Source organism: Mesorhizobium sp. M0045, from assembly GCF_040323385.1.
In the GTDB taxonomy this organism is placed as follows: Bacteria; Pseudomonadota; Alphaproteobacteria; order Rhizobiales; family Rhizobiaceae; genus Mesorhizobium.
On the sequence record NZ_JAMYUY010000002.1, the window covers coordinates 168,237 to 185,039 of the forward strand.

The following is a 16,803-nucleotide window of genomic DNA, read 5'->3' on the forward strand; positions in this document are numbered from 1 at the left end:
AGCATCAGGCGGAGCTGCGTTGGAGTTCGCGCTGATCGCCCCTGTTCTGATAATGGTCTTGATCGGCGTCTTCGCATTCGGCTGGGCCTTGAATGCCATGTCCAGCGTTCGGTATACGCTGGAAACGTCCGCGCGTGCGCTGCAGATGAAGAACTCGCTGACGCAGGCCGAGATAGAAGCCATAGCCACGGCAAAATTGCTAACTTTGGGATTGAAAGACGTAGACGTAACAATAGCAATCGACGCCCCCAGCGGCGGCTTTCGAATGGCACATCTCACGGCCAGGTATGCTTTCGTTATCGAGTTCCCGTACTTCGATCGGTATCCGATAAATTATGGGACGACTGTCGCAGTTCCATTGGTTGGATCATGAGCGCGTCCAATTTCCTTAGGCAATAAGGGTGAGCGGCTCAACGAAAGCGGCTGCGTCGGTTTCTCGCGGGCTACCGCAATTCGGCCAGCAACACCTGCGCCTCGGCGAGGTTTTTTCAGAGCCGGGGGCCAGGTCGTCCACTACCCCTCGCCCACTTCTATCTCGCCGCTACTTGTTTAATGACAAGTATGCGAGGCCCACATGTGGAACTTGGCGACGGAGGGCTGGGTACTCCTCAGGCAGAGCATCCTCGGCTTCGTCAACGACAATGCGCTGAGCCATGGGGCGGCGATAGCGTTTTATGCCACGACGTCGCTTGCGCCGATCCTGCTCATCGTTGTCGCTATCGCCGGCATGGCCTTCGGGCACGAGGCGGCGCAACTCGCCCTTTCGGCACAGATCGCCGGCCTGATGGGGCCGCAAAGTGCCGAGCTGCTGCAGGCGACGATCGAGAACGCCTCGCAGAAGGAAGCGGGAACCCTTGCCAGCATTCTGGGGCTGGTCACGCTGTTCGTCGCCGCATCCGGCGTGTTCGGCGAAATGCAGCTGGCGCTGAACGAAATCTGGAAAGTCAAACCGAGCGGGGCAACGATCTCGCGGCTGGTTCGGGCACGCATTGCAAGCCTGGGCCTGGTCGCCGCGCTTGGCTTCCTGCTCCTGGTGTCGCTGGTCGTAAGCGCTGCAATTTCGGCGCTCGGAGAGGTCATCAACGCCTATCTGCCGTTCGGCACCATCATCCTCAGCGCCATCAACGGGATCGTCTCGTTTGCCCTGATCACGCTGCTGTTTGCCGCGATCTACAAGGTGCTGCCCGACCGCAGCCTGCAATGGCGCGATGTCGGCCTGGGCGCCGTGGTCACCGGGTTTCTGTTCACCATCGGCAAGTCGCTGATTGGCTGGTATATCGGAACCAGCGCCATCTCATCGTCATACGGCGCAGCCGGCGCCCTGCTCGTCGTGCTGTTATGGGTCTATTATTCGGCGGAGATATTTCTGCTCGGCGCCGAATTCACGCGAGCCTATTCGGTTCGACACGGCAGCCGGACCGATTTGAAGAACAAGGTGGAATCGCACGGCAGATGAATTCACGCCGAAATTCCACCTCGCCGGCAAGATGGTGCTGGTCACCGGCGCCTCGCGCGGCAGCGGCCGCGCCAGGACAACCGCACTGGGTGAAACCTGGTGTCCGGCTTTCTCATTCATCGCCGGCGAGCCAACGGACCATGTTCGCCATCAGTCTTCCGTAGAACGGCCATGCGAGGAAATCCTGCGAGAGCCAATGCGGGCCGATATCGGTTGCCCAGGCAATCGTGCGGCCGCGGCTGTAGCTGCCGACGGCAAGGAGCGGCCAGTCGGTGCCGCGATGATGGCAGGTCGCCAGAAGCCGGGACGAACCGTCGCGCCTGAATTCCAGCTTGTTCATGCCGAGAATCGGCGGCAAAGGCCCCTCCACCCCGGAAAAAATCGGATGTGACGACTGCAGGATGGAGGCCTGCAGGCCTTGCGGCACCTCCATGCCGTCGCAGTAGGGTAGGCAACGGACCGGCAGAATGTCCTCGACCGGGGTGTCGTGGAAACGCGCCGTCCCGAACATGCCCTGAAAGCCCATGTAACCGCCGGCCAGCATCAGCCCGCCGCCAGCTTCGACATAGGCCTTGAGCACATCGAGGCGGTTGACGCCGACACGCCCGGCGCGGGCATCCGGCGTGACCAGCAATGTCAGGGCGCCGACGTCGGAGATCACCACCGCCTGATATTGGGCGAGCCCATCGAGATCATAGGGAAACTCCGCGCTGCAACGCTCGCCGCCGATCTGCGTGACGGCGATGCCTTCAGTGGCCAGCGCGGCATTGAAGGCCGTCGCGCCATTTGTCGAGGCCGCACTTGTAAGCACGTCGCTGCCGATGGCAACCGAGGTCGTCGCTGCAAAGGTTTCGCCTGCAAGCAAGATCTTCATTGCCGCCCCGCACTGTTTTCATTCGAGAGGTTTTTAGGAAGGGCGCCGGATCGACCAGCGCCCCTCTGGAGCGTGAGCTCCATAGAATTAGAACTTGAACTCGGCCAGATTTTCGGGGGTCACGATCTTGGCCGGACCAAGGATCAGTTCGCCGCCGGCGCCAATCGTGTATTCGCCGAGCCTGCCTGCCGTGAACTTCTCACCCTCCTTGCCGGTGATCTTGCACTGCGCAATCGCCTGGGCTGTCTGATAGGTAAGATAGCCAAGATCGGTGACGTTCCACCAGATATCCTGAGCCGCCCCGTCCTTGATGTATTTCGAGATCAGAGTGGCCGGCGCGAGGCCGGTCAGCTTGACCTTGCCGATCATGCCCGCTTCCTCGAGTGCACGCGCGGCCGCCGGAAGGCCAATGCCTGCCGGGACGATGATCACCTTGAGATCGGGAAACGCCTGGACCAGCGCCAATGCCTGCTGCTGGTTGATCTGTTCGCTTTCTTCACCATAAGCCACCTGCACCAGCTTCATCTTGGAGAACTTCGGCTCGGCCGCCATCTTCGCCTTCATGAAGTCGATCCAGGCATTCTGGTTGGTCGCCGTCGGCGTCGACGACAGGATCGCGAATTCGCCTTCACCGTCGCTGAGGGCGAATGCACTTTCCAGCATCATTTCTGCCAGACTGTCGCCCTTGACCTGATTGACAAACACCGCGCGGGCATCGGCAGCCACATCGGAGTCGTACGAAATCACCCTGACGCCCTGCTGAACGGCGCGCTTCAGCGCAGGCGCGACCGCATTGGCGTCATTGCCTGCAATCGCGATGACCCCGACCTTCTGCGAGACGAGGCTGTTGATGAATTCGATCTGCGCCTCGGCAGCCGCCTGCGACGGAGCGACCTGGGTGGCGGTGCCGCCAATCTCCTTGGCCGCCTCTTGTGCGCCTCCGAACGCCACTTTGAAATAGGGATCTGTGTCGAGCTTGGGCAGGAAACCGACCGTTACGGGTTCCTTGGCGCATTCCTGGCTGAAGGCCAGCGACATTGGCGCAAGCAGAACCGCGGATGCGAGCAGGGCTAATCTAAACGCTTTCATTGTGACTCCTCCGTCGAAATTCGGGCTTGAAGGAAGGGGCCCGAGATCACCCCTTTGTCTCGCGCATTGCGCGGGATCTGCTGAGCATCTCCTGTGTGGAGCGCCAGTAATTGCCGACCAGCAGCGAACCGATCAGAAGCAAGCCGATGATCATGCCCTGCGCGTCGCCACCGATCTGGTTCAGCGCCAGTACGTTGCGGATGATGGCGATGAGGACCAGTGCCAGCATGACGCCGGTCAGGCGGCCCTTGCCGCCAAAGACGCTGACGCCGCCGAGCAGCACGATGGTGATGACGTCGAGTTCCATGCCGAGCGCATTGTTGGCGCGGGCGTTGGAGAGGCGCGCGGTATAGACGATGCCGGCTATGGCGGCGACAACGCCCGAGACGACGAACAGGTTCAGCACCATCCGCCGCGTGTTTATGCCCGAATAGCGCGCCACTTCGGGGCCGCCGCCGAGCGCGTAGATGCGCTTGCCGGTCGGCGTCTTCTGCAGCACGACCGCAAACACCGGCGCCAGCACCAGGAAGGGCACGATGGTCCACGGTATCTCGGTGCCAGGCAGGTTGTTGATGCCGAAATCGACGACCGCGGGCGGCAGGATGTTGACCGAGCCGGTGCCGAGCAGGATGTAGCCAAGGCCTCGATAGAGCGCCATGGTGCCGAGCGTCACAACCAACGACTGCAGTCCAAGGCCCGAGACCAGATAGCCGTTGAAGGCGCCGAGCAGGCCGCCGCCGACGAGTGTCAGCGGGATTGCGGCAAGCGTCGGCATACCGGCCTGGACCAGCGAGCCAAAGACGACGGATGTCAGCGCCAGCACCGAGGCGATCGACAGGTCGATCTCGCGGGTGATGATGAGCAGCGTCATCGGCAGGATCAGCAATGCCTTTTCCGAGGCGCTGGCGGCCAGTTGCGAGAGATTGAAGCCGGAAACGAAATTCGGCACGAAGATCGCGGCATAGAGGAAGATGGCTACACAGGAGGTCGCCAGCAGCAGATCCCAGAAATCGATCGAACGGAGGAACTTTTTCACCGCGCCCTCGCCTGTCTTGCCTGCTCGGCGCGCCGTACGATGAAGGTGTCGATGCCGATGGCGACCAGGATCACCAGGCCGTAGACGCCCTGCAGCCACAGCGGATCGACGCGCACCAGCGTCAGCCCGTTTTTGATGACCAGCAGCGTGAGGGCTCCGAGGATGATGCCGAGCAGCGTGCCCGAACCACCGCGGATGGCGACGCCGCCGACCACCGCTGACGCGATCACCGTGAGTTCGAAGCCGAGCGCAACGCGGGCGTCGATGGTCGCATAGCGCGATGCCCACAGCGCGCCGCACAGGCCGCCGAGCAGGCCGGCCATGCCAAAGGCCAGCAGAATGCGCCGGTCGACGGGGATGCCGATCAGACGCGCGCCGTCGGGATTGGAGCCGGCGGCGAACAGTTCGCGCCCGAAGGCGGTGCGATAGAGCAGCACGTAGCCCAGGCATAGGATGACGATTGCGATGACGACGATCAGCGGCACGCCGGCGATCTTCAGGCCGGTCATGTCGAGCCAGGCTTGCGTGACTTCGTCGGCGCTGATCTGGTCGCCGGCTGCCCAGATCGAGTTGAAGCCGCGGAAGATAGACATCGAGGCCAGCGTGACGACGATCGCCGGGATCTTTCCCCTGGTGACGACGAGGCCGTTGATCAGGCCGGCGACGCCACCGACGGCGCATGCGGTCATCAGCCCGATGCCGATGTCGAGTCCTGGATAGGCCTGGACCATGCTGGCCGCCATGTAGGCCGACAGGCCAATCACCGCGGCGATCGAAAGGTCGATGTTGCGGGTGATCAGCACCAGCATCTGCGCGAGTGCTGCAACCACGAGCAGCGCGGCATCCATCGACACGGCGGTCAGGTTTGCAGCGCTCACCATCCGCGGGTTGATGATGGTGACCGGGATCGCGACCGCCAGCATCGCGGCGAGCAGGCCGAACTCCCGCCGCTTCAGTATGTTGAGCGGCCCTTTTCTCTTCTCCTCGCCAGCGGCCTGTGCTACCGGGCCGGCGCTTTCGCCGGCTTTCGTCGCTGCTTCCAGCACCTTTTCCTGGGTGGCTTCGCCCCTGGCAAATTCGGCCGTCCGATGGCCTTCGCGCAGGACGATAATGCGGTCGCACATGCCGATGAGTTCGGGCATTTCGGAGGAGATCAGGATGATGGCCATGCCCTGCGCGGCAAGGTCGGCGATCATCGCATGCACTTCCGCCTTGGTGCCGACATCGATGCCTTGCGTCGGCTCGTCGAGGATGAGGATGCGCGGTTCGGTGCGCAGCCATTTGGCCAACACCACCTTCTGCTGGTTGCCGCCGGACAGTTCCTTCACCGGCTGCGCGTAGCCGGAAAAACGAAGCTTCATACGTTTCAGCCAACCCGAAACCAGATCGATCGCGCGGTTCGTGCCGTAGAAGCCGGAGCGGGCTGCCTTGTCGAGGACGGGCAGCACCGCATTGTCGAGAATGGAAAAATCCATCACCAGGCTCTGGCCCATGCGGTCTTCCGAGACATAGGCGATGCGCGCATCCATGGCGTCGCGTGCCGAGGCGAAGCGCACAGCTTCGCCGTCGATCAGGATTTCGCCGGCATCGGGCTGGTCGATGCCGAACAGCACGCGCGCGATCTCGGTCCGACCGCTGCCGACCAGGCCGCCGAGCCCGAGCACCTCGCCGGCATGGAGCTTGAGGTCGATATTGGAAAAGCCACCGGCGTGCGAAAGCCCCCTCGCCTCCAGCACCAGTGCGCCGGTGGCGTGGCTTCGTTGCGGATAGAGGTCGGTCACCTCGCGGCCGACCATCATGCCGATGGCGGCGGCGCGGCCAAGCTCGGCCTTCGGCTTGACGCCAATGAGACGCCCGTCGCGCAGCACCGCGATGCGGTCGGCGATGCGGAAGATCTCGTCCATGCGGTGGCCGACGAACATCATCGCCACGCCGTGCAGCCGCAGGTCGGCGACGACAGTGAACAGCCGCTCGACCTCGCGCTGCGACAGGGCGGCCGTCGGCTCGTCCATGATCAGCACCCGCGCGTCGAGCGACAGGGCGCGGGCGATCTCGACCAGTTGCTGTTCGGAGGTGCGCAACGTTCCGAGCCGGGTTTCGGCCGGCACGTCGAGGCCGACTGTCGCCAGCACCCTGCGCGCGCCGGTAAGCATGGCGGCGTTGTCGATGCCGCCGAAGCGGTCGCGCGGCATATGGCCGAGATAGATGTTTTCCGCCACCGAAAGATCAGGGAAAAGACCGGGATGCTGGTGCATGACCGAGATGCCGGCAGCCTGGGCCTCGTGCGGCGAATGGAAGACCACAGGCTTGCCATCGACTTCGACATGGCCGCCGGTCGGGAGATACACGCCGGCCAGCAGCTTTACGCACGTGCTCTTGCCGGCGCCGTTTTCGCCAAGCAGAGCCAGCACCTCGCCTGAGCGCAATTCGAAGGACGCGTCCTTGAGGGCAATGGTGCCGCCAAAGGCTTTTGTCGCATGAACCAGGGCAACGGGGACAGCCGCGTCGTTCTTCACCATGGCGTCGGCTTCGCCTAATGCGCCCAAGTGCAGCACCTTTCCTCCCTGGTTCTGTTTTTTCAATTTGCTATATTAAATGGTCGAATGCCGCAACTGGAAAATTGACTTCCATGGCCGCGAAGGGCACTGTCGCGTCGCGCACGGGTGCGATTGGAGTGCTCGACCCCGCAGCAGCCTCAAAGCTGCAAGCGGCTGGAGTGGCTCTGCGGGAATGATGGGGAGGCGCCGGTTTGTCCGGAAAAGGCAGCAATTCGGTCAAGGTTCGGCATTATAACGAGCGCTTCGTGCTTGATGCCATTCGCCGCCTGAAGGAGGCATCCAAGTCCGATCTGGCGCGCGCCGCAAATCTGACGCCGGCCGCGGTCGCCACCATTGTCGACGGGCTAGAATCGTCAGGATTTGTAAAGCAAGTGGGAAAAAGGTTCGGACAACGCGGATCGCCGTCCACTCTCTACCGACTTGCACCGGAGCGCATCTACAGCGTCGGCATCAAGATCGGCCGGCGCGCGCTGGAAGCCGTGCTCGTCGACTTCGCCGGCGAGGTCCGCTCGCGCGAGTCGCACGAATATCGCTTTCCGGATCCCGACATGGTGCTTAAGGCCGGCAACATGTCGCTGGCCAATTTCGACAAGTTGATCGAGGGGCTTGGCGATGCCAGCATCGTCGGTGTCGGCATCGCCTCGCCGTATTTCCTCGGCGGCTGGAGCGAGGAACTCGGCTTTCCCGACGACCTTGGCAGCCGCTGGGAAGCAATCGATCTGACGACGTTCTTCGCCACAAAGCCGAAGACCCCGGTCTTCGTGGAAAACGACGCGTCATCGGCTGCACTCGCAGAGCTCATCCAAGGGACCGGCGCGCGGTTCCGCGACTTCATGCATATCTCGATCGACACCTTTGTCGGCGGCGGACTGGTGCAAGGCGGCAAGGTCCACACCGGGCCGCACGGCAACAGCGCCGCGCTCGGTCCTTTGCCGGTCTCGCCTTCAAGCCTCGATTCGGTGGCGGCCAAGCCGGCGCGCTACCAGAGCCTGCTGCATCGCGCTTCGATCTATGTGCTGGTCAATCATCTCAAATCGCGCGGCATCGAAATCAATCGCGTGCGCGAACTCGACCCCTTGCCGTCGGGGGCGCGCGAACCGCTGTCCGAATGGATCGACGATTGCGCCAATGCGCTGGTCGAGGCGATCATCGCCATCACCTCCGTCATCGACATCGAGGCGATCGTTCTCGACAGCATCCTGCCGCGGCCGATCCATCTCGAGCTGCTGGCAAAGGTGCAGACCCAGTTCAACAGGATCAGCGCCATCGGCATCGTGGCGCCGGAAATCGTATCGGGACAATTCGGCCCCGAGGCTTCGCCAATCGGCGCGGCGATGCTGCCGTTCTCGGCACTGTTGGCACCCGACAGCGGCGTGCTGATGATCGGCAAGGACAGAACGATGCTGCTGGGCAGCCTGTCGAGACTTGCCAGCCAAAGTCAACCAGGGAGAAGCTCAGCGGCTTCAACGGGATAGGATGGCGCTGCAAAGAGCATCAAGCTCCAGGCATCATCAACATCAGCTCGCAGTCCGGCACGGGCAGGGCGTGCTTTTTGCACCGGCACCGGAACTTTTAGCGGCCGCTAATCTTCATTCGTCACCGACATTGAAATGCCGATCGGTCCGCGCTCCGCTTCAGTGCGGGCCCAGGAAGCAAGGAGGAACATATGAACTGGGATCAAATCAAGGGAAAATGGACGCAGTTCAAAGGCAAGGCGAAAGAGCAGTGGGGTGACTTAACCGACGATGATCTTGATCGGATCGAGGGCAACCGGGACCAGCTCTTGGGGCGTATCCAGGAGCGATATGGCATCGCCAAGGAAGAGGCGGAGCGCCAGGTTGATGACTGGTCCAGAAGCATCAGCTGAGCCTTGGACGCAACGCCCTCTTCTCCCACCGGGGTGAAACTCTGCGTCGCCCGCCGTGCCGACTGGTGCGGTGGGCTCTTTCGACAGGCAGGCCCCGCGAGGAACCTTTAGCCGTATCTAATGTTCTACTTGCGTGGCGGGCTTCGCCCCGGCGTGCGCCCCGCCTAGGAGGCGAAGGAGTGCAATCATGAACAACATTATCTGGCTGGTCGGCGCGATAGTGATCGTAATAGCCATTTTGAGCTTTTTGGGTCTGCGATAGCATCTGAACCGTCTCTTCGAGCTGGCGACCGTCCCCGCGCGGCATGGCCTCAGCACGCCCAAGCTGGTCAGACTTAGGTCCCAAGCAAGACACTCTGGGGTTGGACCGAAGCCTCGGCTGAGGAACGTAGCCGGCTGGCTCACGTTGTGGTGAACTTTGGCGCGACGAAGATGTGTCGGGGCGGAAGAGTTCAAAGCCAGGGAGGAGAGGCCCGACGCCGCTAACGAGCGTCGGACCTGGGCGTAAATGCAAACAATCAGCAGACTGTTCAATTCCCATGCCCAGGCAGCACGTGCCGTTGCCGCGCTTCAGGCTGCCGGGATTCGCCGCCGCCAGATCAGCGTGGTCGGATCTTACAACGACAACGATGAACCGATCAGCGTTGCTGGATATTACGACGATGAGATGAGCGCTCTCTGGCGGAGCGCCGTCGCCGGTGCCGCACTTGGCGCCACGGCTGGTCTGTTAGCCGGTTTCAGCGCTTTTGGAGCTCAAGACGTTGATCCTGCGGGGATGACCGGCATGGCTCTGGTCGGTGCGGCGTGGGGCGGCTTTGCCGGCGTGCTTCTCGGAACTTTGGCCAATTTCGCCCAGAAGCCGCGCAAGCCGAAGATCGCAGAAGGTGTCATACTGGTGATGGCCCGGGTCGATGAAAGGCAGGCCGGCGCCGCGCATACGGTGCTCCGGAGTTTCGCGGAGATGCCTTCCGGGCCGATGAAGAGGAGCGCTTTGCCAAATTCAAGCCGGCTCCGCGTCCGATCTGGTGCCCGATGAAGTTTGGTTCGCGAAACAGCAATTCAAACCGGAGGCGCCCGACGAAAGCTTGGCAAACCAACACTTTGGAAGCATGGGGGCTACTTACCGTCGTGTTGTCCTTTATTCTTACCGTTCTGTTGGCTGGTCTCATCCTTGGCTGAACCGAACCCATGCCCTAGCCACCGGCGACACTATGCCCGGCAATTGGCGAAGGTTGTGGCCAGTTCGAAGGATTAAACCATTCGTGCTAAGCGTTAATAGCTTGTAGCCATAGGAGAGGACGCCGACGTGGACAAACGGGCTGAAGGAGACAGGGAGAAATTGGCCCGAGGCGAGTTCGAGCTCAAAGCCGAACGATATGGTGTGAACGCCTTTCTTCTCGTTGTCGAGCTTGTAAATCTGCTGGAAAAGCGCGGATTAATCAGCAGCGACGACGTCGCGAAAATAGCCGAGGCCGCCGCACTTGCCGTCGCCGCATCCAGTCAACCTGACGTGAACAGCATCAATCTGTTGCAGACCATCGCTGCCGCACGCCGGCCCAAATAGGCTTATATCAAATCCGCCGGCAATCAGCGCCAACCAAACGCTATGGATTGAACTGATCTCGGTCGAGCGTACGGAGCCTTTCCATGTGCAATGACTACGAGCAGCACATCGCCTGGGCCGAATACTGCCGGATGATGGAATCGCTGGCGCTCGAAATCCCCAGCCATCAAACCGAGCTGGATCTGCCGCAGGCGGATGACATCCACATCAACGACCCCGGGCCTGTAATGCGCGCCGCCGGCGACGCAATCGAACTGGCGTCGATGACGTTCGGCTTTCCCCCGGCCGGGCCAAAAGGCGGACCTGTATTCAACTTTCGCTCGGAGGGCCGGCAGTTCGGCAACAGCAAGCGCTGTCTCGTTCCGGCGTCGGCATTCTTCGAATTCACGGGAACGAAATATCCAAAAACCAAGCACAGGTTCACGCTGAATGGCCATTCGTTCATGGCGATTGCCGGGTTGTGGCGCGAGGGAATCGGCAACAAGCCGCCAACGTTCACGATGCTGACGAGCGAGCCGGGGCCGGACGTGGCGCCATATCACAACCGGCAAGTGGTTGTGCTGCGGCCGTCGGACTGGGCGGCCTGGATCCACCTGACGAGGTCCGAGGCCGAACTCCTGCGCCCGTTGCCGGAAGGGTCGCTCAGAGTCGAGACAGCTCGGGCGGGTTCGGAGTAGGAACCATCGGAAAATTGCTCGCTTAGCTGCGGCCGCGCCGCATAGCCACGGCGCGCGCCCCATGCTCAGAACGAATGCCCGCGCGATATAAGCGCTTCAGCCCGGCTTGACGTAGCCGGCGGTGACCTCGTCCTTGTGAGCGGCGAAAGCTTCCAGGACTTCGGTTTTCTCAGGCTTCGGAATTTTGAAATGATCCAAGGTCCGCCCGAGTTCCGCTGCGACCTCATCGAATTCCGCGGGGGAAATCCGCAGGTCGCGATGCGCCTCCTCGAGGCCGAGCGGCGTCGTGCCGGGCTTGGTGGCGACGAACTTGAAGGGCCCGCCAGAAACGTCGCAGACCCACAGCGTCCGCATGAACTTGAGGCCGGGCAACCTTTCAAGGTTCTTGGTGTGCCATTTGCGCAATTGTGGGTTCTTGGACTTCTTGCCGACAATCGGGTTCATCACGACGGCGTCGCTGAAATGATCGATCACCGCTGCGATGGCGAACACACCACCCAGGCGCTCATATAGAGTCTTCCCCGATGTGGCTTTCTTAGCCTGGGCGAGTGCGTTGTCGGCAGGCAATACCGACGTCGATGCGGCGGCCAGCGCCAGCCCGGCGACAACACTTCGTCTTGTCAAAGAGGTCGAAATTTTCATCCCTGGTTCCCTTCGAGGTTAGGCCAGAGCAAGCCGCAGCCTGTCTGGCGGGCTTCATGAAGTGACATTCGGACACGTTGCCGTATTTTTAGCATCGTCTAATGAACTAACGCGCCCTTCGCCCGAATTATTCCGATGGACGGCATTGCCGTGGTCAACATGCGTGAAGGTCGCGCGGATGAGGAAGGCTTAAGCACGCGTCGCCGCGCGCGGCAGCGGTCGCGAAGCCACTTCGGCCGCATCGGCGGCCCGATCGATGTTGTTGCGGGCACCGTAGTGTTCCTGGCCTTGCTGGCGGCGGTCGCCTGCGGCCAATAGCCTGTGCTTTTCGAAGATCGCTAGCTTCTGCGGGTAGGTGATCCGCACCTTTGCGTTGCACCCGTCGCATTTGAAGTGCGCGATTGTTCTTAGTGCAGAGCCCTTTCTTACCGCCGGATGCAAGCAATCCGGACATTCGAATGTGAGCGCGACATCTGATAAGTCTTCGGCTAAGCCCATTTCCATCCCCTTCGCAAGCTCGGTGGCTACACTCTGGCGATTCTCAATGAGCAATTCAGATACCAAATGGCTGTGCCAAAGCGGGACTAGGCCAATTCGCCCCAGAACGTTGCGAAGCTAGTGCGCCTTCTCTGTGCCTTTTGAGCCACGAAGAGACCTAACTTCCTCCAGCAGTTCGCGCTCATTGGTAGTCACGTTTCGGAAGATTGCGACAATCATCACCGCCAAGGCTTCAGCAGCCAGGCTTAGAGGGTCAATGTGCTCATCTGCGCAAACCTGATCGAACACGCGTTCACAAATAGCCAAATCGTGAGGGCTGAGGCGGGTGCGATTGAAACGCCGGCGCGACATTTGCGAGCCTTCGAGGCCGCTGCCCGTGCAAAAGAAGCGGGTCTTCGCAAGAAACGCGAGTCATTGAGCGATTGTTCCCGGCTACAAGCTTTGTTAAGCCGCCTGCGGCGGGGGCAGATCAGAACGCTTCCCCACTGCGCATCATGGCGCGTGCGAGCGCGAGCTGTGGCTCGACCTTGGCATTTTCTATCATGGCGAGATGCTTGGCATTCAGGCATTTTCGGACGTCCGCCCGAACGGCGCTGGCCGCCATGCGCGGGCCGATTTTGGACGGCTGGACCGTTGGGCTCACGTCAGACGCAGTAGCCTGGGGGCAAAGACCGCTTCGAACCCTAAACGGGGCCGTCGGCTATCCATTTGACGACGCTGAGGAGCCACGCCTTCCGCCCCTGACAATCGCCATCGCAGCCAGTGCCACCGCGACGACCGAGTTCCAATATTTGAAAACTATTTGAAAACTCTCCCTAGACGGTTTGGCATCATGAACAGTCTTCTTTGGCGGCAGGCGCTCTAGGGTGACCCGAAACTTGGTCAGTGCTGTAAGGCGGTACATATGCTATAGCTAATATTGGGTCGAGGGGGCGACCATGAAAGGGAGGACCAACCATGAAGCCGCATTCCCTCAGCGCCCGCCGTATTGGCCTGCTTATATTCTCGGTGTGTGCTTTCGGGCTGATAACGTCAGCCGCAATGCCCGCAGACAGCAAATTCGCCGTCGAGCCGGTGGTTGAGAAAAGGGTGAAGGAACTGCCCTCCGGACCGTTGTACTGGCGGCTGGAAAGTTTCCCAACGCTGGCGCAGGCCCAAAGCGCTGCGGGCCCGACCTCGCTTGCGGCGGAGGTCGCAGGCAAGGTCTGGCTGTTCACGCTTGGACCGAAGGATGGCTCTACGACCGGCGGAACCAAGGTCGTCGAGATCGGACCGGTCCCTCCGATCAGCGCAAGCGAGTATTTGCTGCGCGTGAACCGCGCCGGTGGAGCGCCCGGCGTCAAGACGAAGATCCATACGCATCCGGGACCGGAGGCCTTCTATGTGCTGACCGGCAAGCTCGGCCAGAGAACGCCCCACGGAGTGACCTATGCTGAAGCTGGTACGGCCATGATCGGACACGGGGCCAACACGCCGATGGAGGTGTTCAGCGCCGGCACAACCGATCTCGATGAGCTGGCGATCTTCGTGGTCGACGCCAATCAGCCGTTCTCGTCGCCGGCCAGCCTCGACTGAGGCGACATTTCCCAGGGTGGTACTTCCGCTCTGTTGCAGACAATCGGTCAACAAGCTGAGAATGTCTGCCCTGGGGTCGAACTCGGGTCCTTCAGGGTGTTGGGTCTTGGCCCCAACGCCATCGGATTGGGTTCGCCTGACCCATAGCCGTCCACTTCCCGCTCGGGGGCGTCGCCACTCCCATGCCAGCGAGCGTTGCCGCGCGATCTGACTGGGGTTCCGACCGGCCCCTTCAGCGGCCCAATGACGGCCGTGAGCTGCTTGACCTCCACAACGGCCTTGGCCTTGGTCGCCTCAGCCCTGGCCATGGTCCCTGGCCTCAGACCCCGCATCGAGATTGCGCTGGGTCGCGGCCACCTAAGCCAATGGCAAAGACAACTCCTCGTCGGCATTCACGGTCGTCTGGTGAAGTACGGCCCAAACACGAGAAGCGCACCAGGGTGCGATTGTCATCGATCGCTTCAGTGTGGTTCGAATGATGCGGGAGTCTGCCCAGGATACTAGCGACCAGTTGACGCTGACAGGTGCATGCTGAATTCGATGGTGCTGCGAGAGAGGATTGAACTCTCGACCTCTCCCTTACCAAGGGAGTGCTCTACCACTGAGCTACCGCAGCCGCCGATGGCGGGGCTTCTGCCATATCGAACCGGCAAGCGCAAGGCCAAGACAAGGGGCACAAACGGGGGCCGGGTTGAAAGGCCGCACCAGGCGATCGTTGCGGACATGGCCGTGCCACAATGTTGGCTATCCCTTGATCCGTACCGGCGGGTCGCCGGGCCGGGGACGGAACGATGAACGACAAGGCAGTTTCTCCGAACAAGCCACCGAAGAAGGATGGTTCCGCGAAAAAGGCAGGAACTGGCCGCAAGGACCGGCTGGCCGAGCAGTTGCGCGCCAATCTGCAGAAGCGCAAGGCGCAATTGCGCTCACGAAGGACCGGCGACGCCGACCAGCGGCCGGACGGGCTGCAGGCGGCGATGAAAAAAGATTAACGCGAATCGGCTATGTTGGTCGCCGGTACTTTGGCCAAATCAGCGTGGGCCAAAGTGGGGAATAGCCTGTTTCTTGAACCAAGCCGGCCAATGGTCTAGATGGCGGCAACAGACTCAACCGATTTAAACCGGCCTTTTAGCCGAGGGGACGCTCTTCATGGATCGCATCAGAATTGTCGGCGGCAACAAGCTTGCCGGAAGCATCCCGATCTCGGGCGCGAAAAACGCCGCGCTGCCGCTGATGATCGCTTCGCTTTTGACCGACGACACGCTGACGCTGGAAAACGTGCCGCATCTGGCCGATGTCGAACAGCTCATCCGCATCCTCGGCAATCACGGCGTCGACTACTCGGTCAATGGCCGCCGCGAAAAGCAGCAGGAAGGCTATTCGCGCACCATCACTTTCTCCGCCCGCAACATTGTCGACACGACGGCGCCTTACGAGCTGGTGTCGAAGATGCGGGCCTCGTTCTGGGTGATCGGGCCGCTGCTGGCCCGCATGGGCGAAGCCAAGGTGTCGCTGCCCGGCGGCTGCGCCATCGGCACGCGCCCAGTCGACCTCTTCCTCGAAGGCCTGCAGGCGCTGGGCGCCGATATCGACGTCGACACCGGCTACGTCATCGCCAAGACCAGGAACGGCCGGCTTGTCGGCAACCGTTATGTGTTCCCGAAAGTCTCGGTCGGCGCCACCCATGTGCTGATGATGGCGGCCTCGCTGGCCAAGGGCGAGACGGTGCTCGAAAACGCCGCCCGCGAGCCGGAGATCGTCAACCTCGCCGAATGCCTCAACGCCATGGGCGCGAAGATCTCGGGCGCCGGCACGGCGACCATCACCATCGACGGCGTCGAGGCGCTGTCGGGCGCCCGCGTCAGGGTGATCCCCGACCGTATCGAGACCGGCACCTATGCTATGGCGGTGGCGATGACCGGCGGCGACGTCGTGCTGGAAGGCGCGCGGCCCGACCTGTTGCAGACGGTGCTGGACATCATTTCGCAGACCGGCGCCGAGATCACGCAGACCAATTCCGGCATCCGCGTCAGGCGCAATGGCGCCGGCATTTCACCGGTTGACGTGACGACGGCGCCCTTCCCGGCTTTCCCGACCGATCTGCAGGCGCAGTTCATGGGGCTGATGACGATGGCCAAGGGCAAGTCGCGCATCACCGAGACGATCTTCGAAAACCGCTTCATGCACGTCCAGGAACTCGCCCGGCTCGGCGCCCACATCACGCTGTCCGGCCAGACCGCGATCGTCGACGGGGTGGCGAAGCTGAAGGGCGCGCCGGTCATGGCGACCGATCTTCGCGCCTCGGTGTCGCTGGTCATCGCCGGCCTCGCGGCCGAAGGCGAAACCACGGTCAACCGTGTCTACCATCTCGACCGCGGCTTCGAGCGGCTGGAGGAAAAGCTGTCCGGCTGCGGCGCGGAGATCGAGCGCATTTCGGGCTAGAGCCTTTCCGCAGGGCTTGTGGCGCGGTTGCACGGACCGGAAAGACCGCCTAACAGAAGGCTGAATAGTCCAACCTTCAGGTGTGAAATCCGCATGGCCCTCAAGCTTGTCGCGCTCGACGATCAGGATCTGAGCATCATCTCGGCGCATGTCCAGGATGCCGTCATGAAGGTCAGCGATCTCGAATACCTGCCTTCGGTAAAGCGCTTCGTGCTGACCATGAATCGCTTCGTCTGGGAGGCCAAATCCGGCTTCTTTCGCCAGCACAACGAGCGGCGGCAGGCTGTGCTGCATTTCGACCGGGTGCTCGGCGCCAAGACCAGCGGCATTGCCCGCGACAAGCCCGACGAAGTGCTGTCGCTGCTGGCGATCAGCTTTCTCGCGCTCGACAAGCCGGCCGGCATCGTCGAGCTGATCTTTTCGGGCGGCGGCGCGATCATGCTCGATGTCGAATGCATCGAGGCGCGGCTTGCCGATGTCGGCGGCGCCTGGGAAGCGACGTCGCGCCCGGCCCACAGGGTTTGA

At 61.8% G+C, this 16,803-nt stretch carries 18 protein-coding genes and 1 tRNA gene; 11 read left to right on the forward strand and 8 right to left on the reverse strand.

Annotated elements, in window-relative coordinates; translation table 11 throughout:
* The first annotated feature begins 19 nt into the window (after nt 1–19).
* A complete protein-coding gene (locus NKJ72_RS03515; RefSeq protein ID WP_352475868.1) occupies nt 20–373 on the forward strand; it encodes a TadE/TadG family type IV pilus assembly protein in 354 nt (117 codons plus the stop codon).
* A gap of 201 nt (nt 374–574) precedes the next feature.
* Nucleotides 575–1,456 (forward strand): YihY/virulence factor BrkB family protein, encoded by an 882-nt coding sequence (locus NKJ72_RS03520; protein ID WP_352475869.1) that lies wholly within the window; start codon nt 575–577, stop codon nt 1,454–1,456.
* 112 nt (nt 1,457–1,568) lie between these two features.
* Here NKJ72_RS03520 and NKJ72_RS03525 read toward each other — a convergent pair whose 3' ends face one another.
* The 4 genes from NKJ72_RS03525 to NKJ72_RS03540 all read right to left on the reverse strand — a co-directional run bounded on the left by NKJ72_RS03525 (nt 1,569) and on the right by NKJ72_RS03540 (nt 7,010).
* A complete protein-coding gene (locus tag NKJ72_RS03525) occupies nt 1,569–2,330 on the reverse strand; it encodes a glutamine amidotransferase (RefSeq protein ID WP_352475870.1) in 762 nt (253 codons plus the stop codon).
* 87 nt (nt 2,331–2,417) lie between these two features.
* Nucleotides 2,418–3,419 carry a rhamnose ABC transporter substrate-binding protein gene (locus tag NKJ72_RS03530; protein ID WP_352475871.1) on the reverse strand — a complete coding sequence of 334 codons (1,002 nt, stop codon included), beginning with the start codon at nt 3,417–3,419 and terminating at the stop codon, nt 2,418–2,420.
* A 46-nt stretch (nt 3,420–3,465) separates the two neighbouring features.
* A complete protein-coding gene (locus tag NKJ72_RS03535) occupies nt 3,466–4,455 on the reverse strand; it encodes an ABC transporter permease (protein WP_352475872.1) in 990 nt (329 codons plus the stop codon).
* A complete protein-coding gene (locus tag NKJ72_RS03540; RefSeq protein WP_502901825.1) occupies nt 4,452–7,010 on the reverse strand; it encodes an ATP-binding cassette domain-containing protein in 2,559 nt (852 codons plus the stop codon). The genes NKJ72_RS03535 and NKJ72_RS03540 overlap by 4 nt, the downstream gene beginning before the upstream one ends.
* A gap of 194 nt (nt 7,011–7,204) precedes the next feature.
* Here NKJ72_RS03540 and NKJ72_RS03545 point away from each other — a divergent pair, with 194 nt between their 5' ends.
* Nucleotides 7,205–8,488, forward strand: a complete 1,284-nt coding sequence (locus NKJ72_RS03545) for an ROK family transcriptional regulator (protein WP_352475874.1) — start codon at nt 7,205–7,207, stop codon at nt 8,486–8,488.
* Between the two features lie 191 nt (nt 8,489–8,679).
* On the forward strand, nt 8,680–8,880 hold the full coding sequence (locus tag NKJ72_RS03550; protein ID WP_023677416.1) for a CsbD family protein: 201 nt from the start codon (nt 8,680–8,682) through the stop codon (nt 8,878–8,880).
* A 727-nt stretch (nt 8,881–9,607) separates the two neighbouring features.
* Here the strand turns inward: NKJ72_RS03550 and NKJ72_RS03555 are convergent.
* Complete coding sequence (locus NKJ72_RS03555) at nt 9,608–9,817, reverse strand: hypothetical protein (RefSeq protein ID WP_352475875.1); 210 nt, start codon at nt 9,815–9,817, stop codon at nt 9,608–9,610.
* A gap of 369 nt (nt 9,818–10,186) precedes the next feature.
* Between NKJ72_RS03555 and NKJ72_RS03560 the strand changes: the two genes are divergently transcribed.
* Both NKJ72_RS03560 and NKJ72_RS03565 read left to right on the forward strand, forming a co-directional pair.
* Nucleotides 10,187–10,444 (forward strand): hypothetical protein, encoded by a 258-nt coding sequence (locus NKJ72_RS03560; RefSeq protein WP_352475876.1) that lies wholly within the window; start codon nt 10,187–10,189, stop codon nt 10,442–10,444.
* A gap of 83 nt (nt 10,445–10,527) precedes the next feature.
* Nucleotides 10,528–11,121 carry an SOS response-associated peptidase gene (locus NKJ72_RS03565; RefSeq protein ID WP_352475877.1) on the forward strand — a complete coding sequence of 198 codons (594 nt, stop codon included), beginning with the start codon at nt 10,528–10,530 and terminating at the stop codon, nt 11,119–11,121.
* Nucleotides 11,122–11,217: 96 nt separating this feature from the next.
* On the opposite strand, the gene NKJ72_RS03570 is transcribed toward NKJ72_RS03565, so the two are convergent.
* Nucleotides 11,218–11,763 carry a group I truncated hemoglobin gene (locus NKJ72_RS03570; protein ID WP_352475878.1) on the reverse strand — a complete coding sequence of 182 codons (546 nt, stop codon included), beginning with the start codon at nt 11,761–11,763 and terminating at the stop codon, nt 11,218–11,220.
* 135 nt (nt 11,764–11,898) lie between these two features.
* On the opposite strand from NKJ72_RS03570, the gene NKJ72_RS03575 reads away from it, so the two are divergent.
* Nucleotides 11,899–12,081: a hypothetical protein gene (locus NKJ72_RS03575; RefSeq protein WP_352475879.1), complete on the forward strand. Its 183-nt coding sequence runs from the start codon at nt 11,899–11,901 to the stop codon at nt 12,079–12,081.
* 649 nt (nt 12,082–12,730) lie between these two features.
* Here NKJ72_RS03575 and NKJ72_RS03580 read toward each other — a convergent pair.
* The gene (locus tag NKJ72_RS03580; protein ID WP_352475880.1) at nt 12,731–12,865 is read right to left on the reverse strand and encodes a hypothetical protein; all 135 of its coding nucleotides are present in this window, start codon (nt 12,863–12,865) and stop codon (nt 12,731–12,733) included.
* A gap of 353 nt (nt 12,866–13,218) precedes the next feature.
* On the opposite strand from NKJ72_RS03580, the gene NKJ72_RS03585 reads away from it, so the two are divergent.
* A complete protein-coding gene (locus NKJ72_RS03585; protein WP_352475881.1) occupies nt 13,219–13,836 on the forward strand; it encodes a cupin domain-containing protein in 618 nt (205 codons plus the stop codon).
* Nucleotides 13,837–14,377: 541 nt separating this feature from the next.
* On the opposite strand, the gene NKJ72_RS03590 is transcribed toward NKJ72_RS03585, so the two are convergent.
* Nucleotides 14,378–14,452: transfer RNA gene (locus NKJ72_RS03590), tRNA-Thr, on the reverse strand.
* 175 nt (nt 14,453–14,627) lie between these two features.
* On the opposite strand from NKJ72_RS03590, the gene NKJ72_RS03595 reads away from it, so the two are divergent.
* The 3 genes from NKJ72_RS03595 to NKJ72_RS03605 all read left to right on the forward strand — a co-directional run bounded on the left by NKJ72_RS03595 (nt 14,628) and on the right by NKJ72_RS03605 (nt 16,803).
* A complete protein-coding gene (locus tag NKJ72_RS03595) occupies nt 14,628–14,828 on the forward strand; it encodes a hypothetical protein (protein WP_352475882.1) in 201 nt (66 codons plus the stop codon).
* Between the two features lie 157 nt (nt 14,829–14,985).
* Nucleotides 14,986–16,278 carry a UDP-N-acetylglucosamine 1-carboxyvinyltransferase gene (murA, locus tag NKJ72_RS03600; RefSeq protein WP_352475883.1) on the forward strand — a complete coding sequence of 431 codons (1,293 nt, stop codon included), beginning with the start codon at nt 14,986–14,988 and terminating at the stop codon, nt 16,276–16,278.
* Nucleotides 16,279–16,371: 93 nt separating this feature from the next.
* Nucleotides 16,372–16,803 carry a DUF2948 family protein gene (locus NKJ72_RS03605; RefSeq protein WP_254820565.1) on the forward strand — a complete coding sequence of 144 codons (432 nt, stop codon included), beginning with the start codon at nt 16,372–16,374 and terminating at the stop codon, nt 16,801–16,803.